Origin of the sequence: Pedobacter sp. GR22-6 (genome assembly GCF_037402555.1) — a bacterium.
Lineage (GTDB): Bacteria > Bacteroidota > Bacteroidia > Sphingobacteriales > Sphingobacteriaceae > Pedobacter.
Genome location: NZ_JBBEUC010000003.1, coordinates 1 through 16,381 on the forward strand (window position 1 = coordinate 1; position 16,381 = coordinate 16,381).

The following is a 16,381-nucleotide window of genomic DNA, read 5'->3' on the forward strand; positions in this document are numbered from 1 at the left end:
TCAAAACGTTTATAACAATTCAAATAAACCTAAAGCCAGACCCTACATCCCAGTTCCCAATCCCAAAGCCCACCTGATAGCTCTATTGGCATGTTCCGCAAGGGACAAGGCAATCTCCGCTGACTCAAAAATACCATCAATGCCCTATAGATAACCTGATCAGGAAACGAGAATGATCGTACGGTAGCTTGGACATCTCTTTTCGGGACAGATCCGCAAACAGGGGGATTATCGGATGACAATCATGTTCTTTTCAAGTTTAGAAATAGCATCAGGAGCAGAGAGACGAGGAGCAAAATTCCAGTGAATTGATGAAGCAAGGCATATATTCTATAACTTTTCTCCAGACTATGGAGCAAGGTGCTAACTCCTAAGACGCATTGTATAAACACGAGTATAGGTGGAATTGCCCTGATAAGGGATAGCGAGGGATTGATCTTCCAGCTTCTGTTTCGCCAGTATAGCACTAGTGTAAGCAAAAAAATGAGGTATGCTAGGTTGCGGTGAATGAATTGAATATTTAATAAATTTCCGCTCAGTGAATTTAAGCTTAGACCGATAATGCCTTGATTGGGAAGAAAAGTTCCATTCATATCAGGCCAGGTGATTGCAGCGAGGGCAGCATTACTACCCGCCATAAACGCACCATAAATCATTTGTAAAACAAGCAGTGCAAGCAATACGGCGTTGAGCGTAGTAAATCGCAGACGGTGCCTCATTTTTAATTCTTGCATGCTCATACTGAAAGCAACCCACAGGGTATAACAGAGTAGTAGTAGGGCTGCAATGAAATGAATGGCCAGTTTGATGTGATCAACCCTTGTTGCGGTTTGATTTAAGCCGCTTTTTACCATGATCCACCCAATGACACCTTGTAGCAAACCGAGTAAAAATAAGATGGATAGTGCTGGAATCAGTTTTCTACTGATCTTTTTGTGAAAAATGAAATAGGCCATTGGCAGCAGAAATGCGAGACCTAGGAAACGCGCCCAGTTTCTGTGTAGCCATTCCCAGAAAAATATCGATTTATAATCTTCTAAGCTAAAATGAGCATTTAATACATGAAATTGAGCAATTTGCTGGTATTTATGAAAGCTGAGTAGCCATTCTCCTTCCGTTATTGGTGGAATACTACCAATCAGCGGCTGCCACTCCGTAATGGATAAACCGGAACCTGTAAGCCTGGTGATACCACCGAGGAGAATTTGGATGGCAATACAGCAGGCGCCAAAATAAAGCCAATTGGCGATCAGTCGTTGATTGTTAGCCTTCATAGACGACACCTGAAGTTGGGGTTTCGTTGAGTTCGATTCTGCTTAGTTCAGGAAATGCTGGCCTGATCATGTCCCACAGCCACAGGCATAATCGTTCGCTGGTTGGGTTTTCCAAGCCGGGAATGGTGTTGAGCAATTGGTGATCCAGCAGATCCAGGATGATTTTAATCCCGTTTTTCAGATCGCTGTAATCAACGATCCATCCACTTTCTTCACCAGGGGTTCCGGACAAAAAGATTTTCAGTGTATATGTATGTCCGTGTAGGTTCCCACATTTATGGCCCTCTGGTACATTGGGAAGATAATGAGCAGCATCAAAGCTGAATGTTTTGTAAATGAGCATGATAAAGTTTTTGTCTAAAATGTGATTTTAAGCCCGAAGAATAAATGACGGGTATCATGATTCCTTATAATTAACATCATACTCTGTAAAAAAATCTGTATAATAGCTCAATGAAATCTATTTTCTCCAATTTGACTTTCCAGGTATTACTGGCCATTACACTGGGTGTTTTGGTAGGGGCTTTTTACCCAGGCTTTGCGGTTCATGCCAAGCTGATCAGTCAGACTTTCATTAATATGATCAATATGCTGATCGCGCCGATCATCTTCTTGACGATAGTGCTTGGTATTGCGCATATGGGGGATATGAAAAAAGTGGGCATTGTGGGAGGAAAGGCATTATTATATTTTGAGATCGTGACTACACTGGCTATTCTGATCGGAATTATTATTGCAAATGTGCTGGAGCCAGGTGTGGGGATTCATGCGGCTACGGGGGATGTCGGAAAAGTAAAAACCTATACTGATCAGGCGGGTAAGATTAATTGGATCGAATTTTTTACACATATCGTACCGCACAATATATTTGAAGCCTTTACGAAGGGAGATATCCTGCAGATCCTATTCTTTGCTATACTTTTTGGGTATGGTCTGAATAAAATCGGAGGCAGTGGACATTCCTTGCTGGCTACTTTCGATAAACTGTCGAAAGTATTCTTTAACATCATGAAGCTGGTGATGCGCCTTGCTCCGGTAGGTGCGTTTGGTGGGATGGCGTATAGTGTAGGAACTTATGGTCTGGAAACCTTAATACCAATGCTAAAGTTGATGGGTTCGGTGTACCTGACCTGTTTTTTATTTATTTTTGTGGTGTTGAACGCTATTTGCCGTTACTATAAATTCAGTCTCTGGCAATACCTGAAATATATCCGTCAGGAAATCCTGATCGTGTTAGGTACCTCTTCGTCGGAGTCGGCCTTGCCCAGCATGATGCAAAAGATGGAAAGCTTTGGCTGTGATAAATCTATTGTTGGGTTGGTAATCCCTACGGGATATTCTTTTAATCTGGATGGGACGGCAATTTATTTGTCGATGGCTGTGATCTTTCTTTGCCAGGTTTTTCAGGTTGACCTCAGCATATGGCAGCAGATTACTGTGCTGGCCGTATTGATGGTGACCTCTAAGGGTGCAGCGGGAGTTACCGGGAGTGGATTTATTGTGTTGGCATCTACATTGACTGCTTTGAAAATCATGCCGGTAGAGCACATTGCGATTCTTTTAGGGGTGGATCGGTTCATGTCTGAAGCAAGGGCGATAACCAATGTTATTGGTAATGGCATCGCAGCGGTGGTGATTGCGAAGAGTGAACATGAATTTGACGAATCGAAATATCAACTGGCAATACAACCTGCCTCCCTGGAAAAGATTGAAGAAGAGATTTAAATTATCCTGATTTTTTTCTTCAAGTGTTTGACAATTAAAGATATTACACTATCTTTGCAGTCCCTAAAATTGAGGGGAATAACTAATTGTTAAACAAATTAAATACAAGCAAGTGAATACGTTAAGTTACAAAACTGTCTCTGCCAATGCAAAAACTGTTAATAAACAGTGGGTTGTTGTTGACGCACAAGGCGAGATTTTGGGGCGCTTGTCATCGAAGATCGCAATGATCATCCGTGGTAAAAACAAGCCTGAGTATACCCCACACGTAGACTGCGGTGATAATGTGATCGTTATCAATGCAGACAAGGTTAAGTTGACCGGAAGTAAATTTACCGATAAGGTATATACTTCTTACACTGGTTATCCAGGTGGTCAGCGTTTCATTTCTCCTAAAGAGTTAATGGCGAAACATCCTAAACGTGTAATTGAAAAAGCCGTTCGTGGTATGTTACCTAAAACTAAACTTGGTGCTAAATTGTACACCAATCTTTACGTTTATGCAGGTGCTGAGCATCCTCATGCAGCACAATCACCAAAAACCATTACACTTTAATTAAGAAGAAATGTCAGTTACAAATACTTCAGGAAGAAGAAAAACTGCTGTTGCTCGTATCTATTTAAAAGAGGGCAATGGTACAATTACCGTAAACGGTAAAGATCATAAAGTATATTTTCCAACTTTGCCTTTGCAATACATCGTTAACCAATCATTCGAAGTTTCAGAACTGACTGGTCAGTATGATGTAAATGTAAATGTTGCAGGTGGTGGTATCAAAGGTCAGGCAGAAGCTGTTCGTTTGGCTATCGCTAAGGCTATCGTAGAATTAGATGCTGAGAAAAAACCAGCATTGCGCGCTAAAGGGTTAATGACCCGTGATATGCGTATGGTTGAACGTAAGAAACCAGGACGTAAGAAAGCACGTAAGAAATTCCAATTCAGTAAACGTTAATCTTAAGGAGACAAAACAATGGCAAGAACTACATATCAAGACTTATTGGATGCAGGTGTACACTTTGGTCACCTTACCCGTAAATGGAACCCAAAAATGGCGCCTTACATTTTCATGGAGCGCAATGGTATCCACATTATAGATTTAAATAAAACTTTAACTAAAACTGAAGAAGCTGCTTCAGCAATCAAACAGATCGTTAAATCTGGTCGTAAGATTCTTTTCGTAGCAACTAAGAAACAAGCTAAAGAAATCGTTGCTGAGCAGGCAAAAAAAGTAAACATGCCTTTCGTAACTGAGCGTTGGTTGGGTGGTATGTTAACCAACTTTGCTACTGTGCGTAAGTCGATCAAGAAGATGGCTAACATCGACAAGATGACTAAAGACGGTACTTATTCGATCCTTTCTAAAAAGGAGCGTTTGATGATCCAACGTGAGCGTATCAAATTGGAAAGCTTATTGGGTGGTATCGCGGACTTAAACCGTTTGCCAGCTGCGATCTTTTTAATTGACGTGAAGAAAGAGCACATCGCTGTTAGCGAAGCGTTGAAATTGAACATTCCAACTTTTGCAATGGTAGATACCAACTCTGATCCTTCTAACATCGATTTCCCAATTCCTGCGAATGATGATGCTACTAAATCTATCTCATTGATCACTGATGTCATCATCAAAGCTATCGAAGAAGGTTTAGATGAGCGCAAACGTGAAAAAGACGAGGAAACAGAGAAAGAAGCTGTAGCGGCTAAAGCTGCTGCTGATGCTCCTGAAGCTGCTGCTCCTGGCGCAAGAAGGAAAAAAGTAGAAGCTGATACTGAAGAAGGTACAAGCGAAGAAGCTTAAAATACTATAATATGGGTTGTATGGTGCGTTGCAGGGTTTTCTTACAACAATACCGTACAACCCATAATTTTTAAATCATAACTTAAAAAAGAAAACTAAGATGTCAGTACAAATTACTGCTGCAGATGTAAATAAATTACGCCAACAGACCGGTGCCGGTATGATGGACTGCAAAAAAGCATTGGTAGAAGCAAACGGAGATTTCGAAGCAGCCGTTGATTATTTACGTAAAAAAGGTGCTAAAGTAGCAGCTTCCCGTCAGGATCGTGATTCTAACGAAGGCGTTGTAATCGCTAAAGCAACTGCGGATGGCAAACGTGGTGTTGTTGTTGAATTGAACTGCGAGACTGATTTCGTTGCTAAAAATGCAGATTTCGTTGCTTTGGCTAACAAATTCACTGATTTGGCTATCGAGCAAAACCCAGCTTCTTTGGAAGAACTTTTGGCTTTGGAAATTGATGGTCAGAAAGTTTCTGATATCATCGTTGAGAACACTGGTAAAATCGGTGAGAAAATCGGCATCTCTAAATTTGAGACTGTATCTGGCGAGAAAGTTGTTCCTTACATCCACGGTAACTACCGTTTAGGTGTATTGGTTGCTTTGAACCAGGATGTTGCTGGAGTTGAAGAGGCAGGTAAAGACGTAGCTATGCAAATTGCTGCTATGAACCCGGTTGCTTTGGACAAAGGTGATGTTGACGCTTCAACTATCGAGCGCGAAACTGAGATTGCTAAAGAAGTAATCCGTGCTGAAGGTAAGCCAGAAGAAATGGTTGAGAAAATTGCTGCTGGTAAATTGAATAAATTCTACAAAGACAGTACTTTGTTGAACCAGGAGTTTGTTAAAGATTCATCTAAAGATGTTCGTAAATTCTTAAATGATACTGCAAGCGGTTTAACCGTTTCTGCATTTAAACGCGTTCAGTTGGGAGCTTAATCTCTCTTAATTTTTACAGCTTATAAGAAGTCCCCTGTTTTTCAGGGGACTTTTTTTGTGCTATATTAGCAGTCATGATCGCCATTACCAATGCCAGCTTGTTTAAAAATTCTCAATTGTACACGGGCCAGGTGATTTTAATTGCTGGCGAAAAGATTAAGGCAATAGGGACTAATTTAGATCTTCATGGATTTGAGATAATTGATGCCGCTGGCGGGTACGTAGTGCCTGGCTTTGTGGATCTGCAGATTTATGGGAGTGGTGGTGATTTGTTCTCAGCCTATCCTTCTGAAGCGACCTTGAAGCAGATGGATGCCGATCTGATAACTAAGGGAACTACGGGGTTCCTGGCCTGTGTGGCAACCAATTCGCCGGAAGTGGTGTATCAGGCCATTTCCGCAGCTAAAGCCTATCGTGAGAAAGCAAAAGGGTTTTTGGGACTGCATTTGGAGGGGCCCTACCTCAACTCCAAGCGTTTGGGAGCTCATGTGCCGGAGTATGTTTGTAAGGCCAAGCTGGAGGAAGTCAAACGCGTGATGGAGCATGCCGACGGTACGGTGAAAATGATGACTATCGCGGCAGAATTGCAGGACGATGAAGTGATCACTTATTTGCTGAAACAGGGTGTCGTACTGTCTCTGGGACACAGTGATGCTTCTTTTGAGCAAGCCATGAGCGCCTATGAACAAGGTTTTAAGACTACTACGCATTTATTTAACGCGATGCCTTCGATTCACCATCGGGCTCCCAATTTACCGACGGCCGTTTTGAACCATCCTTCAGCCATGGCGAGTATCATCGCTGATGGTGAGCATGTGAACTTCGAGATCGTCAAAATGAGTTATCAACTTATGGGTGAGCGGTTGTTCCTTATTACAGATGCCGTGACGCCTTGTCAGATCGGACCTTATCAGCACCAGTTGGAGGGAGATCGTTTTGTTACCCCCAACGGGACACTTTCAGGTTCCAATATTACCATGCTGCATGCCATCCAAAATTGCGTGCGATACTGTGGTGTGCCTTTAGATGCTGCATTGCGTATGGCTTCTCTTAACCCTTTGAAATTGATGGGGATGGACAACAAAAAAGGGCTTCTGACTGTTGGTAACACAGCTGATCTCCTGATCCTGTCTGAAGAACTGAAACTTCAGAAAGTTTTTGCAGGCGGAGTAGAATATTGACACGTATTAATTAAAACAAATAGTTATTTTTGCTGCATGAAGTATAAACGGATCCTACTGAAGTTAAGTGGCGAATCGCTGATGGGCGATAAGCAATATGGTATTGATAATGAGGTTGTAAAGCAATACGCCGAAGATATCAAAGCTGTGCATGACAAAGGCCTAGAAATTGCGATAGTAATAGGCGGAGGTAATATTTTTAGAGGCCTGAGTGCTGAGAAGTCTGGAATGGACAGAGCTCAGGCAGATTACATGGGCATGTTGGCCACTGTGATCAACAGTATGGCTTTACAAGACGCACTTGAAAAAGTAGGTCTGAAAACCCGTTTGCTAACTGCCATTAAAATGGAGCAGATCTGTGAACCCTTCATCCGTCGCAGGGCAGTAAGACACTTAGAAAAAGGACGCGTAGTGATTTTTGGTGCAGGCACAGGTAATCCTTACTTCACTACTGATTCTGCAGCGGCATTGCGTGCCATTGAAATCAAAGCAGACGTTGTACTGAAAGGTACAAGAGTAGATGGTATTTACACAGCTGATCCGGAAAAAGATCCAACAGCAACAAAATATTCAGAGATCTCCTTTAAAGAAGTGTACGCAAAAGGCCTGAATGTAATGGACATGACTGCATTTACACTTTGCGAAGAGAATAAACTTCCTATCATTGTGTTCGATATGAACAAGTTCGGTAACTTCATGAAGATTGCTGAAGGAGAAGAAATAGGAACATTGGTTAGATAAAACATAGAAATTTCACATATTATGAATGACCTCATAAAGAAACAGTTACAGGATGCACAGGCCAATATGGACAAAGCCATTGCGCATTGTGAAGCAGAATTGACTAAGATTCGTGCGGGTAAAGCATCTGCAGGTATGCTGGATGGTATCATGGTTGATTATTATGGCAATCCTACCCCTTTAAGTCAGGTAGGCAGTATCAATACACCGGATGCAAGGACTTTGCTGATCCAGCCCTGGGAAAAAGCTTTATTGGTTCCGATAGAGCGCGCGATTATGGAAGCAAATATCGGCATCAATCCTCAAAATGATGGTTTGGTCATCCGATTGGTAGTTCCCCCGCTTACAGAGGAACGCAGAAAGGACCTGGTTAAAAAAGTAAAAGAAGAAGCAGAGCGCGGCCGTATTACCGTACGTAACATCCGTAAAGACGCGAATGAGAAGATCAAAAAGCTGAAGGGTGAAAGTGTCTCGGACGATGAGATCAAGACTGGTGAGGCTGAGGTACAGAAGATCACTGATGCTTATATCATTAAGGTAGATAAGCATGCTGAGGCGAAGGAAAAAGACGTGATGACGGTTTAAGACCAGATTATAATCTATAAGTAAATTAAAGGGAATGAGGTAAGTACTTCATTCCCTTTCTTTATTTTTGAAGCCTCAAAACAAAACGAAGATCGATGAAATTATTGTTGGAATACCTAAAAAACCACAAGTGGGTAGTGGTGCTAGCCTTGTTGTTAGCTGCCATTAACATTGGTTTTTCCCTGCTGGATCCTTATATCACTGGAAGAATTGTAGATCAATTTATTGAAAAGAAAGATGTACTCAAACGGAGTGAATTTATTCTGGGCGTACTGGGCCTGGTCGGTTTAGGGGTGGGTGCAGCGATGGTATCCCGGATTGCGAAGAATTTTCAGGATTATTTTACGAGCATCATTGTGCAGAAGGTTGGTGCAAAAATGTACGCAGATGGTTTGAAGCATTCACTTGAATTGCCTTATCAAGTCTTCGAAGACCAACGCAGTGGCGAAACACTGGGGATTTTACAGAAGGTACGCCTGGATTCGGAGAAGTTTATAGTGGCCTTTATCAGCATCCTGTTTGTAAGTTTGATCGGAATGGTATTTGTCATCGTTTATTCTGTAACGGTAAGTTATAAGGTGACGCTGATCTATTTTTCTGCAATACCGATCATCAGTTTTGTGAGCTGGTTCCTAAGCCGGAAGATCAAGACCATCCAAAAGAGTATTGTTGCAGAAACTACAGCCCTGGCAGGTTCTACTACAGAATCATTGAGAAATATAGAGCTTGTTAAAAGTCTGGGTCTGGCCAATCAGGAAATAGAGCGTTTGAATAAGACTACCTATAAAATCCTGGGACTGGAGCTGAGGAAAGTAAAATATGTACGGAGCATGAGTTTTGTACAGGGAACTACGGTTAATTTCGTTAGAAGTACAATGGTGGTGGTCTTGCTGATCCTCATTTTTGAAAACACCATTTCTCCCGGACAGTATTTCTCCTTCTTGTTTTATTCCTTTTTCCTGTTTGGGCCTTTACAGGAACTCGGCAATGTGATCCTTTCCTGGAGAGAAGCAGAAGTGTCGCTCGGCAACTTTAAAAAGATTCTGAGTATACCAATAGACCAGAAGCCTTTGAACCCGGTAAAGCTGGACAAGATCACCAAACTGGCATTTGAAAATGTAAATTTCAAACACCTGACCGGTAAGCACAATGCGTTGAACCACATTACTTTTACGACACATAACGGGGAAACCATCGCCTTCGTGGGGCCATCAGGATCAGGTAAAACAACTTTGGTAAAGTTGCTGGTCGGATTGTATCAACCTATGGATGGAGAAGTGTACTATAATGGGGCTTCGAGTAAAGAAATTGACCTTGATCAGTTGAGGGAAAAGATCGGCTTTGTAACCCAGGATACGCAACTATTTGCAGGTACGATCAGAGAAAACCTTCAATTTGTGCGCCCGGGTGCAACAGACGAGGAGTGTATGCGGGTATTGCAACAAGCTGCCTGTCATAACTTGCTGGCACGCGCTGACAATAGTCTGGATACAGTGATCGGCGAAGGCGGCGTGAAAGTCTCAGGAGGCGAAAAACAAAGACTGTCTATCGCACGGGCTTTGCTTAGAAAACCAGATATCCTGGTATTTGATGAAGCCACTTCTTCACTGGATTCACTGACAGAAGAGGATATTACTGCAACAATCCGAGATATTTCTGAAAAGACGAATCACATCACGATATTGATTGCCCATAGATTGTCGACCATCCGCCATGCGGACCGGATCTTCGTATTGGAAAAAGGCCATATCATTGAAGAAGGAAAACATGAGGACTTGCTGGCATTGAACGGCTTGTACTATGCAATGTGGAGACAGCAAATTGGAGAGCGCCTGGAAGCTTAGTCCGGCACTTTCTGTTCGTTGATTTCCTGGAGGCTGAGCTTGACCAGACCCTTTGTTTTTGGGTAGGTGATACCCGCCACCATGATGGTCATGCTTCCGCCGAATACTACAGCTGGCACTGTACGCATGAGTTTTGCGGTAAGCCCTGATTCGAAAGCCCCAATTTCGTTTGAAGAGCCGATGAACATGCTATTGACTGCAGAAACACGTCCACGCATTTCATCTGGCGTTAACAACTGCATGATCGTAGAACGGATGATCACACTGACACTATCGAATGCCCCTTCGGCAAAAAGAAAGATGAGGGTAAGGTAGAAATTCTTGGAAAGCCCATAGCAAATGATACTGGTTCCAAAGCCGGTAACGGCGATCAGCAGGTTCCTCCAGGGTTTGTTCATTGGAGAGAACCTGGTCATGGCCAGCATGGTCACCACTGCGCCACTGGAGGCCGCCGCACGCATGAATCCAAGCCCTTCTGAGCCTACTTTCAGGATATCATTGGCGAAGACTGGTAAGAGGGCGACTGCACCACCAAAGAAAACAGAAAAGAGATCAAGGCTCATAGCACCCAGCATCATTTTACTTTTGAATACGAAGCGTACTCCTTCTGTAAGGCTGGTGACTATACTTTCTTTGGGAACGAAAGTAGGTGGATGAGTTTTTAAGAAGAAAATACAGAGAAGCGAGATAGAGATGAAAGTAACGATGACGATATAGGTGATGGTGATCCCAAAAAAACCATAGATCAATCCGCCGGCCGCTGGGCCCAATATAGAGGCCATCTGCCAACTGGAACTGTTCCAGGTACTGGAGTTGGGATATAGTTTTTTTGGAATAATCTGTGCCATTAGAGAAAAGGTCGCGGGGCCGAAGAAGCCCCTTGCCAGGCCGACTCCGAAGATCATACAGTACATGATCGGAACAATATAGCCTGTTGGTATGTATCGGTGCATTTGCTGAGTGGTGACGGCGAGCATGACCAGTGAACAAAGGAGTACGCCCGAAAAAATCTTCAATAGCAAACCCCGTTTTTCTGATTTATCTGCGACATAACCACCGTATAATGCAATGCTAATTGCTGGAATGGCTTCGCACAGTCCGATGAGGCCAAGTGCCAATGGATTTTTGGTCAGATGATAAATGTGAAAGCCGATAACAACGGCTTGCATCTGGTAAGCAAAGGTGAAGAAAAATCGCATTCCCAGGTAGGAGCGGAATTCCGGGTAGCGCAATGCGGCATACGGATCCGGTTTCTCGATGATAACAGTATTGTCCACGCCAAAAAGTTTGAGCAAAAGTACTGGTTAATGCCCGAATCCTTCAGCATTTCTTTACATAATCTTGTCATAAAAAGCCAAATAAGCTTCGCGCATGTTTTCTGACTGATTGATGGCTGAAGAAGCAGCAATGCCAAAGATACCTGTTTGCATGAGCTTGTCGATATCCTCCGGTGTAATGCCACCAACGGCGAGGACAGGAAAATCAATGTCGAGTTTTTGCATTACTTGTTTGTATCCTTCTACCCCCAGGAGAGGAAGGTTATTGGGCTTGGTTGTAGTGTCGTGAAAGGGACCCAGGCCAGCATAATCTACACCTTCCTGTGCAAGCCGGAGCAGACCTTCGAGCGTATTGGCAGAACCGCCTATGGTGAGGGCTTCACCAAGCTGTGACCTGATGGTTATGAAATCGGCATCCATGTCTTCGATGTGAAAACCCTGGATGTCTGCCTGGCCATTTAAATGGATATGATCTGTGACGATCAGGGTAGCTCCCCAATCGTCGCAGATCTCCGCAATAGCATTGATATCCTGGAGAAGTTCATTGTCATTTTTCGTCAGGCAGCGGTACTGGATCCATTTGGATCCGGCTTCACAGGCAATTTGTGCTTGTTCCACATGTGTATGCTGATCAATATCGTGCGTGATGAAGTGTAATTTTTCGATGAACTTTTTCATTAGGATTAGAATTTCAGGTTGAGCGAAAGTAGGAAATTAGTTCCGGCCTGTGTGAAATAAAAATTTTCTGTGGTGGTAACGCCTTGCATCAAAGAGCTGTAAGTATAGCCATTACTTTCATATTGTTTATCGAATAAGTTATTCACCAGCAGGCCTACGTTTACATTTTTGATGCCCTTGAGTTGGAGGTCGTAGCCTAAACGTGCATTAGTCACAAAATAGGCATCCAGCATTCTGGATTTATTTTGTGTATTATCCATATACTGTTTGCTCACATATTTCCCTTGTAATGCAGCAGCAAAGCCTTTTGCTGGTCTGTATACCAACTCGCCGAAAAGGACTGCGGCAGGAGAAAAGGAAATGTCAGGGTTTTCGTAGGTGGTGGCTACCTTACCCAGTACATCGAAATCCTCATTGTATTCCGTCACATAATCTACGTAATTTTTGATCTTGTTCCTGCTTAGGGCAGCATTGGCATTGAGGGCAAACTGCCGGTTGATGACATATGAGGCATCTAACTCAATACCCATGCGGTAACTTTTGTCAACATTTTGACGGTAAGCATCTGAATATTCATTGATCTCTCCGGTAAAGATGAGTTGATCTTTGTAGAACATTCCATATACATTTAATCCAGCATTCCATTTGCTGTTTTTGAATCGGTATCCAGCTTCGATGTTATTCAGACGCTCAGGTTTGGGAGCCTCGAGACCTGCCTTTAGATTGGTAAAATCATCGCGGTTGGGTTCTTTATTCGCTACACTGAAGGAACCGTAGATATTGCTTTGATTATTCAGGATGTAAGTAGCGCCGAATTTTGGATTGAAGAAATTGTATTGGTTGTCAAAGTTTAACGTACTCAGGTTTTTGTCTGTACCTGTAATGTCATAGCTGACCGAGCGGTACTGCAGGTCGGCGAATAAATTCAACTGATCCAACGTATAACTGACTTTTCCATACGTATTGAAGTCGTCCTTATTTCCTTTTCCATCGTAGTAGTGGCGATCTATGCTGCCTGTAGAAGCATACTGTGCCCAGATGACCTGACCATAATGCTTGCCACGGTACTGATTGTAAGCTCCGCCCAAAGTAAAATTCAGGTTGGTCAGGGCCTGATAGTTGAAAGCATAGGTTAGTCCGTAGAAATCGTTGTTTAGCCAGCGACGTCTGATCAGATTGGTTTCTTCTTTTTCTTCACCATTGATTTCGGCATTAGGCAAGCCATATTTTGAAAATGCCGCATCTGCTTTATATTCTTCGAAATACCCTTTTCCATCGGTATAATGCAAGGCGCCATTGAATGAGAATTTGTCGCTGAATTGACGCGAATAAAGCGCCTGATAGTGACTTTGCCAATAATTGTCGTTTTGATCCTTATAAGTAAAGGAATTGTAAGTTCGGTTCCCAGAGTTCAATAAATGTGCTGCATCTTCCTCATTTAACCAATTTCGGTCTATGTATGCCTGCATACCTGCAACATCACCCCTTAAGCGCGCCTCGGGAATCCCATTCCAGGCTTGGTATGTTTTTTCTGAACCAGCGAAGACATTCACCGTCAGCAGGTCTTTTTTGCCATGATAGCTACCCGAGAGAAAATAAGATTTCAAGTCAGATGCAGAGCGGTCGATGAATCCATCAGATTTGACCCTCGACAATCTGCCGTCGAAGCTCCATTTGTCATTGATGAGGCCTGTTCCAATTTTAACGGTGTTTTTTAAGGTATTGAAAGAACCATAAGTGTTGTTCAGTTCAGCATAAGGCAGGTCGGTTGTGCCTGAAGTCTGGATATTTAAACTCCCTCCAAAAGCCCCGGCACCATTAGTAGATGTTCCTACACCACGCTGAATCTGGATATTGTCTACTGAAGAGGCAAAATCAGGCATGTTTACCCAGAAGGTGCCCTGACTTTCACTATCGTTGTATGGGATACCGTTGATGGTGACGTTGACGCGGCTTGCATCACTTCCCCTGATCCGGATACCAGTGTATCCGACGCCTGCACCGGCGTCTGATGTGACTACGACGCCAGGGGTATTGTTCAAGATAAAAGGAAGATCTTGTCCGAAATTGTTCTCTTCAATCTGCTCCTTGCTGATGTTTTTATAAGTGGTGGCCGTTTTTTCAGTAGCACGGGTAGCCCTTACGATGACCTCGTCGGCGAGGAAAGCCGACGGTGTGAGTGTAAAATCTAAACTTTGGTCTGCATTTAAGCTGATCATTTTTTCTGCGGCCTTATAACCGATGAAACTGACGGTCACTGTATAATTTCCAGGCTTCAGATTGCTGAGTTGGTAATTACCGTTGGCATCAGCATTGGTTCCTGCAAAGGTGTTTTTGATTTTAATGGTAGCGCCTGGTAAGGCTGTATTCCCTTGAGTGACTTTTCCGGAAATGGTGAATTGGGCCATCGATACCAATGGCAGTAGCAGCACAGCCATGGCTGCGATCATTGATCTTTTCAACTTGTTGGATTTTAAATGAATTTTCATAACTCTTATCCCTACGCCGGCATTATCCGGATCAGGTGCTTACGGCTGTTTTGCAGTCGTAATGGGTATACTCTCAGCCTGTTTTTGTGTTTCTGTCAAACAAGGCACCCCAATTGATGTTGCAAACATACCGAAAAAAGCGGAATGTGGCAACCAGAAGCTAATGAGATTGTTGAAGGAAGCGCTCTACTTCCAGAATGCAGTTGTCTAGTCGGTCCTCCAGTCCACCTACCAGGATATAGTTTGCGTTCAGCGATTGTAGTTCATTATGCCATATCTGCATAAAGTGTTCCCTTTTGTGTGGAAAATCACGTAGAGGGTCTTCCTGCCAGGGCAGGTCGATATCCAAAAGGAGGTATAAATCGTAATTGTATTTTGGAAGGGCATCCAGTACCACCTGTGGGGTTTCGCCAAAAACTTCATCGCTCCAGATCTTGACGGTAAGGAAAGTGGTGTCACAGAAGATCAATTCCTTTTCTGCTATGGCCAGGACTGACGCTTCCAGAGCTACCTGCCCATGGAACATGTTCACTTCGTCCTGCAGGTCGCAATCTTTGGTCAATGCCGCACAATAATAGCGGGCATATTCGGGAACCCACAGGGTTTGGTAGTGCTTAGCCAGTTGGCTGGTGATGGTAGACTTGCCAGTGCTTTCAGGTCCTACGATGGCGATTTTCTTAATTGGCTTGTTCACGGTAGTTTTTCTTCCAGTCTAAATATCCTTTTATAGCGAGTGCAATGAGTACAGTATAAAATACAGCACTGAGATTTAGGTTTTTGTAAATGTATAAAGGAACATAGCAAATGTCCACAATGATCCAAAGTATCCAATTATAAAGGACTTTTCTGGTCAGCAACACTTGCGCAACAAAACTCATGGCCGTACAGAATCCGTCAGCAAAGGGTACATCTGTATCGGTAAAGTTCGCGAGGAACACTCCCAGAAGCACCGTAAGTATAATCACTGCCAGGACAGCAGTGATCCGGCCGCGAAGATCGAGATCGGTAATTGGTTTGTCGTCGCTTTCTTTTTTCTTCATCCAATAATACCAACCATAGATGGCAGTAAAGAGGAAGTAAAACTGTAAAGACATGTCCCCATACATTTTAGCTTCATAGAATACCCATGCATAGGCCAGAACGCTGATGATAGAAACTGGCCAGCTCCATACGCTTTCACGTGTAGCAAGGTAGATACAGGCGAAGCCGGTAATCACTCCGATCCACTCTGAGGGGGAAGTATGCAGGAACTGATTGGCGACCAGCTGGAAAAAGGAGTCTAAAAGTAGCATGGCCAAAAGTAAAAAAACAAATCGGGACTCCCACTTGTCTTATAAATAAGCATAACTAAAAACAAGGATCATTATGAAAAAGTTAAGTTTGAATTTTTTAGCAGTAACGGTATTTGCTTTTATATTGTTGGCCTTTACAATCGTTAAGAACGGTGGGATAAAGGGAAATGTGAGTCCGGCCGATGGTGCTACCGATGTGATGGCCGTCTCTGGAACAGATACACTTAAGGCAGTGCTGAATAACGGTAGTTTTACGTTTACAGATGTAAAGCCCGGAACTTATACCATTTGGGTAAAAGGCAAAGCCCCTTATAAAGATGCTTCAGTAGAAAATGTGGCAGTCATAGATAGTACAGTTACAGATGTAGGTGAGATTAAACTTCTACAATAAATGGGCTTTTAAGTATTGAAAAGGGGGTGTTTAGACCCCCTTTTTTATTTCTGTTTCTTTTTATAAAAAAGCCTTATTTTTAATGTTCCAAAAGCGTAACTTTGCATCCCGACAGAAGGGTCGGGATCTTTCATGATTATCAAGGGGAATCTCAAGACTGTTCCGGTCTAC

The 16,381-nt window shown here is 43.0% G+C and carries 17 protein-coding genes; 10 read left to right on the top strand and 7 right to left on the bottom strand.

Annotation, left to right across the window (positions count from 1 at the left end):
• Nucleotides 1-242: 242 nt before the first annotated feature.
• Both WAE59_RS13760 and queD read right to left on the bottom strand, forming a co-directional pair.
• Nucleotides 243-1,274, bottom strand: coding sequence for a COX15/CtaA family protein (locus tag WAE59_RS13760; protein ID WP_337856556.1), 1,032 nt, complete (start codon nt 1,272-1,274; stop codon nt 243-245).
• Complete coding sequence (gene queD / locus WAE59_RS13765; protein WP_337856557.1) at nt 1,264-1,617, bottom strand: 6-carboxytetrahydropterin synthase QueD; 354 nt, start codon at nt 1,615-1,617, stop codon at nt 1,264-1,266. Before queD ends, WAE59_RS13760 begins: the two co-directional genes overlap by 11 nt.
• Nucleotides 1,618-1,727: 110 nt before the next feature.
• On the opposite strand from queD, the gene dctA reads away from it, so the two are divergent.
• From dctA to WAE59_RS13810, 9 genes are all read left to right on the top strand, one after another.
• A complete protein-coding gene (gene dctA, locus WAE59_RS13770) occupies nt 1,728-2,999 on the top strand; it encodes a C4-dicarboxylate transporter DctA (RefSeq protein ID WP_337856558.1) in 1,272 nt (423 codons plus the stop codon).
• A gap of 112 nt (nt 3,000-3,111) precedes the next feature.
• Nucleotides 3,112-3,555: a 50S ribosomal protein L13 gene (gene rplM / locus WAE59_RS13775; RefSeq protein WP_337856559.1), complete on the top strand. Its 444-nt coding sequence runs from the start codon at nt 3,112-3,114 to the stop codon at nt 3,553-3,555.
• A 10-nt stretch (nt 3,556-3,565) separates the two neighbouring features.
• The gene (gene rpsI, locus WAE59_RS13780; RefSeq protein WP_069378174.1) at nt 3,566-3,952 is read left to right on the top strand and encodes a 30S ribosomal protein S9; all 387 of its coding nucleotides are present in this window, start codon (nt 3,566-3,568) and stop codon (nt 3,950-3,952) included.
• An 18-nt stretch (nt 3,953-3,970) separates the two neighbouring features.
• Nucleotides 3,971-4,795, top strand: a complete 825-nt coding sequence (gene rpsB / locus WAE59_RS13785) for a 30S ribosomal protein S2 (protein WP_337856560.1) — start codon at nt 3,971-3,973, stop codon at nt 4,793-4,795.
• Nucleotides 4,796-4,895: 100 nt separating this feature from the next.
• Nucleotides 4,896-5,732: a translation elongation factor Ts gene (gene tsf, locus WAE59_RS13790; protein WP_337856561.1), complete on the top strand. Its 837-nt coding sequence runs from the start codon at nt 4,896-4,898 to the stop codon at nt 5,730-5,732.
• Nucleotides 5,733-5,806: 74 nt separating this feature from the next.
• Complete coding sequence (gene nagA, locus WAE59_RS13795) at nt 5,807-6,913, top strand: N-acetylglucosamine-6-phosphate deacetylase (RefSeq protein WP_337856562.1); 1,107 nt, start codon at nt 5,807-5,809, stop codon at nt 6,911-6,913.
• 36 nt (nt 6,914-6,949) lie between these two features.
• Nucleotides 6,950-7,654 carry a UMP kinase gene (gene pyrH, locus WAE59_RS13800; RefSeq protein ID WP_337856563.1) on the top strand — a complete coding sequence of 235 codons (705 nt, stop codon included), beginning with the start codon at nt 6,950-6,952 and terminating at the stop codon, nt 7,652-7,654.
• A 21-nt stretch (nt 7,655-7,675) separates the two neighbouring features.
• Nucleotides 7,676-8,239: a ribosome recycling factor gene (gene frr, locus WAE59_RS13805; protein WP_337856564.1), complete on the top strand. Its 564-nt coding sequence runs from the start codon at nt 7,676-7,678 to the stop codon at nt 8,237-8,239.
• A gap of 95 nt (nt 8,240-8,334) precedes the next feature.
• Nucleotides 8,335-10,083, top strand: a complete 1,749-nt coding sequence (locus tag WAE59_RS13810; protein ID WP_337856565.1) for an ABC transporter ATP-binding protein — start codon at nt 8,335-8,337, stop codon at nt 10,081-10,083.
• Here the strand turns inward: WAE59_RS13810 and WAE59_RS13815 are convergent.
• From WAE59_RS13815 to pnuC, 5 genes are all read right to left on the bottom strand, one after another.
• Nucleotides 10,080-11,360, bottom strand: a complete 1,281-nt coding sequence (locus tag WAE59_RS13815; RefSeq protein WP_337856566.1) for an MFS transporter — start codon at nt 11,358-11,360, stop codon at nt 10,080-10,082. The two genes, WAE59_RS13810 and WAE59_RS13815, sit on opposite strands and share 4 nt — an antisense overlap.
• 54 nt (nt 11,361-11,414) lie before the next feature.
• On the bottom strand, nt 11,415-12,038 hold the full coding sequence (locus WAE59_RS13820) for a thiamine phosphate synthase (RefSeq protein ID WP_337856567.1): 624 nt from the start codon (nt 12,036-12,038) through the stop codon (nt 11,415-11,417).
• A 5-nt stretch (nt 12,039-12,043) separates the two neighbouring features.
• Nucleotides 12,044-14,500, bottom strand: a complete 2,457-nt coding sequence (locus WAE59_RS13825) for a TonB-dependent receptor (protein ID WP_337856568.1) — start codon at nt 14,498-14,500, stop codon at nt 12,044-12,046.
• 187 nt (nt 14,501-14,687) lie between these two features.
• Nucleotides 14,688-15,221 (bottom strand): ATP-binding protein, encoded by a 534-nt coding sequence (locus tag WAE59_RS13830; RefSeq protein WP_337856569.1) that lies wholly within the window; start codon nt 15,219-15,221, stop codon nt 14,688-14,690.
• Nucleotides 15,205-15,819, bottom strand: coding sequence for a nicotinamide riboside transporter PnuC (pnuC, locus tag WAE59_RS13835; RefSeq protein ID WP_337856570.1), 615 nt, complete (start codon nt 15,817-15,819; stop codon nt 15,205-15,207). The genes WAE59_RS13830 and pnuC overlap by 17 nt, the downstream gene beginning before the upstream one ends.
• Nucleotides 15,820-15,892: 73 nt before the next feature.
• On the opposite strand from pnuC, the gene WAE59_RS13840 reads away from it, so the two are divergent.
• Nucleotides 15,893-16,210, top strand: coding sequence for a carboxypeptidase regulatory-like domain-containing protein (locus WAE59_RS13840; protein ID WP_337856571.1), 318 nt, complete (start codon nt 15,893-15,895; stop codon nt 16,208-16,210).
• Nucleotides 16,211-16,381: the final 171 nt, after the last annotated feature.

What these genes read in the sequence shown, in the direction of transcription:
- WAE59_RS13760 (WP_337856556.1), bottom strand. Translation starts at nt 1,274, where the DNA reads ATGAAGGCTAACAATCAACGACTGATCGCCAATTGGCTTTATTTTGGC.
- WAE59_RS13820 (WP_337856567.1), bottom strand. Translation starts at nt 12,038, where the DNA reads ATGAAAAAGTTCATCGAAAAATTACACTTCATCACGCACGATATTGAT.
- WAE59_RS13840 (WP_337856571.1), top strand. Translation starts at nt 15,893, where the DNA reads ATGAAAAAGTTAAGTTTGAATTTTTTAGCAGTAACGGTATTTGCTTTT.
- queD (WP_337856557.1), bottom strand. Translation starts at nt 1,617, where the DNA reads ATGCTCATTTACAAAACATTCAGCTTTGATGCTGCTCATTATCTTCCC.
- rpsI (WP_069378174.1), top strand. Translation starts at nt 3,566, where the DNA reads ATGTCAGTTACAAATACTTCAGGAAGAAGAAAAACTGCTGTTGCTCGT.
- nagA (WP_337856562.1), top strand. Translation starts at nt 5,807, where the DNA reads ATGATCGCCATTACCAATGCCAGCTTGTTTAAAAATTCTCAATTGTAC.
- WAE59_RS13810 (WP_337856565.1), top strand. Translation starts at nt 8,335, where the DNA reads ATGAAATTATTGTTGGAATACCTAAAAAACCACAAGTGGGTAGTGGTG.
- pyrH (WP_337856563.1), top strand. Translation starts at nt 6,950, where the DNA reads ATGAAGTATAAACGGATCCTACTGAAGTTAAGTGGCGAATCGCTGATG.
- tsf (WP_337856561.1), top strand. Translation starts at nt 4,896, where the DNA reads ATGTCAGTACAAATTACTGCTGCAGATGTAAATAAATTACGCCAACAG.
- rpsB (WP_337856560.1), top strand. Translation starts at nt 3,971, where the DNA reads ATGGCAAGAACTACATATCAAGACTTATTGGATGCAGGTGTACACTTT.
- frr (WP_337856564.1), top strand. Translation starts at nt 7,676, where the DNA reads ATGAATGACCTCATAAAGAAACAGTTACAGGATGCACAGGCCAATATG.
- pnuC (WP_337856570.1), bottom strand. Translation starts at nt 15,819, where the DNA reads ATGCTACTTTTAGACTCCTTTTTCCAGCTGGTCGCCAATCAGTTCCTG.
- dctA (WP_337856558.1), top strand. Translation starts at nt 1,728, where the DNA reads ATGAAATCTATTTTCTCCAATTTGACTTTCCAGGTATTACTGGCCATT.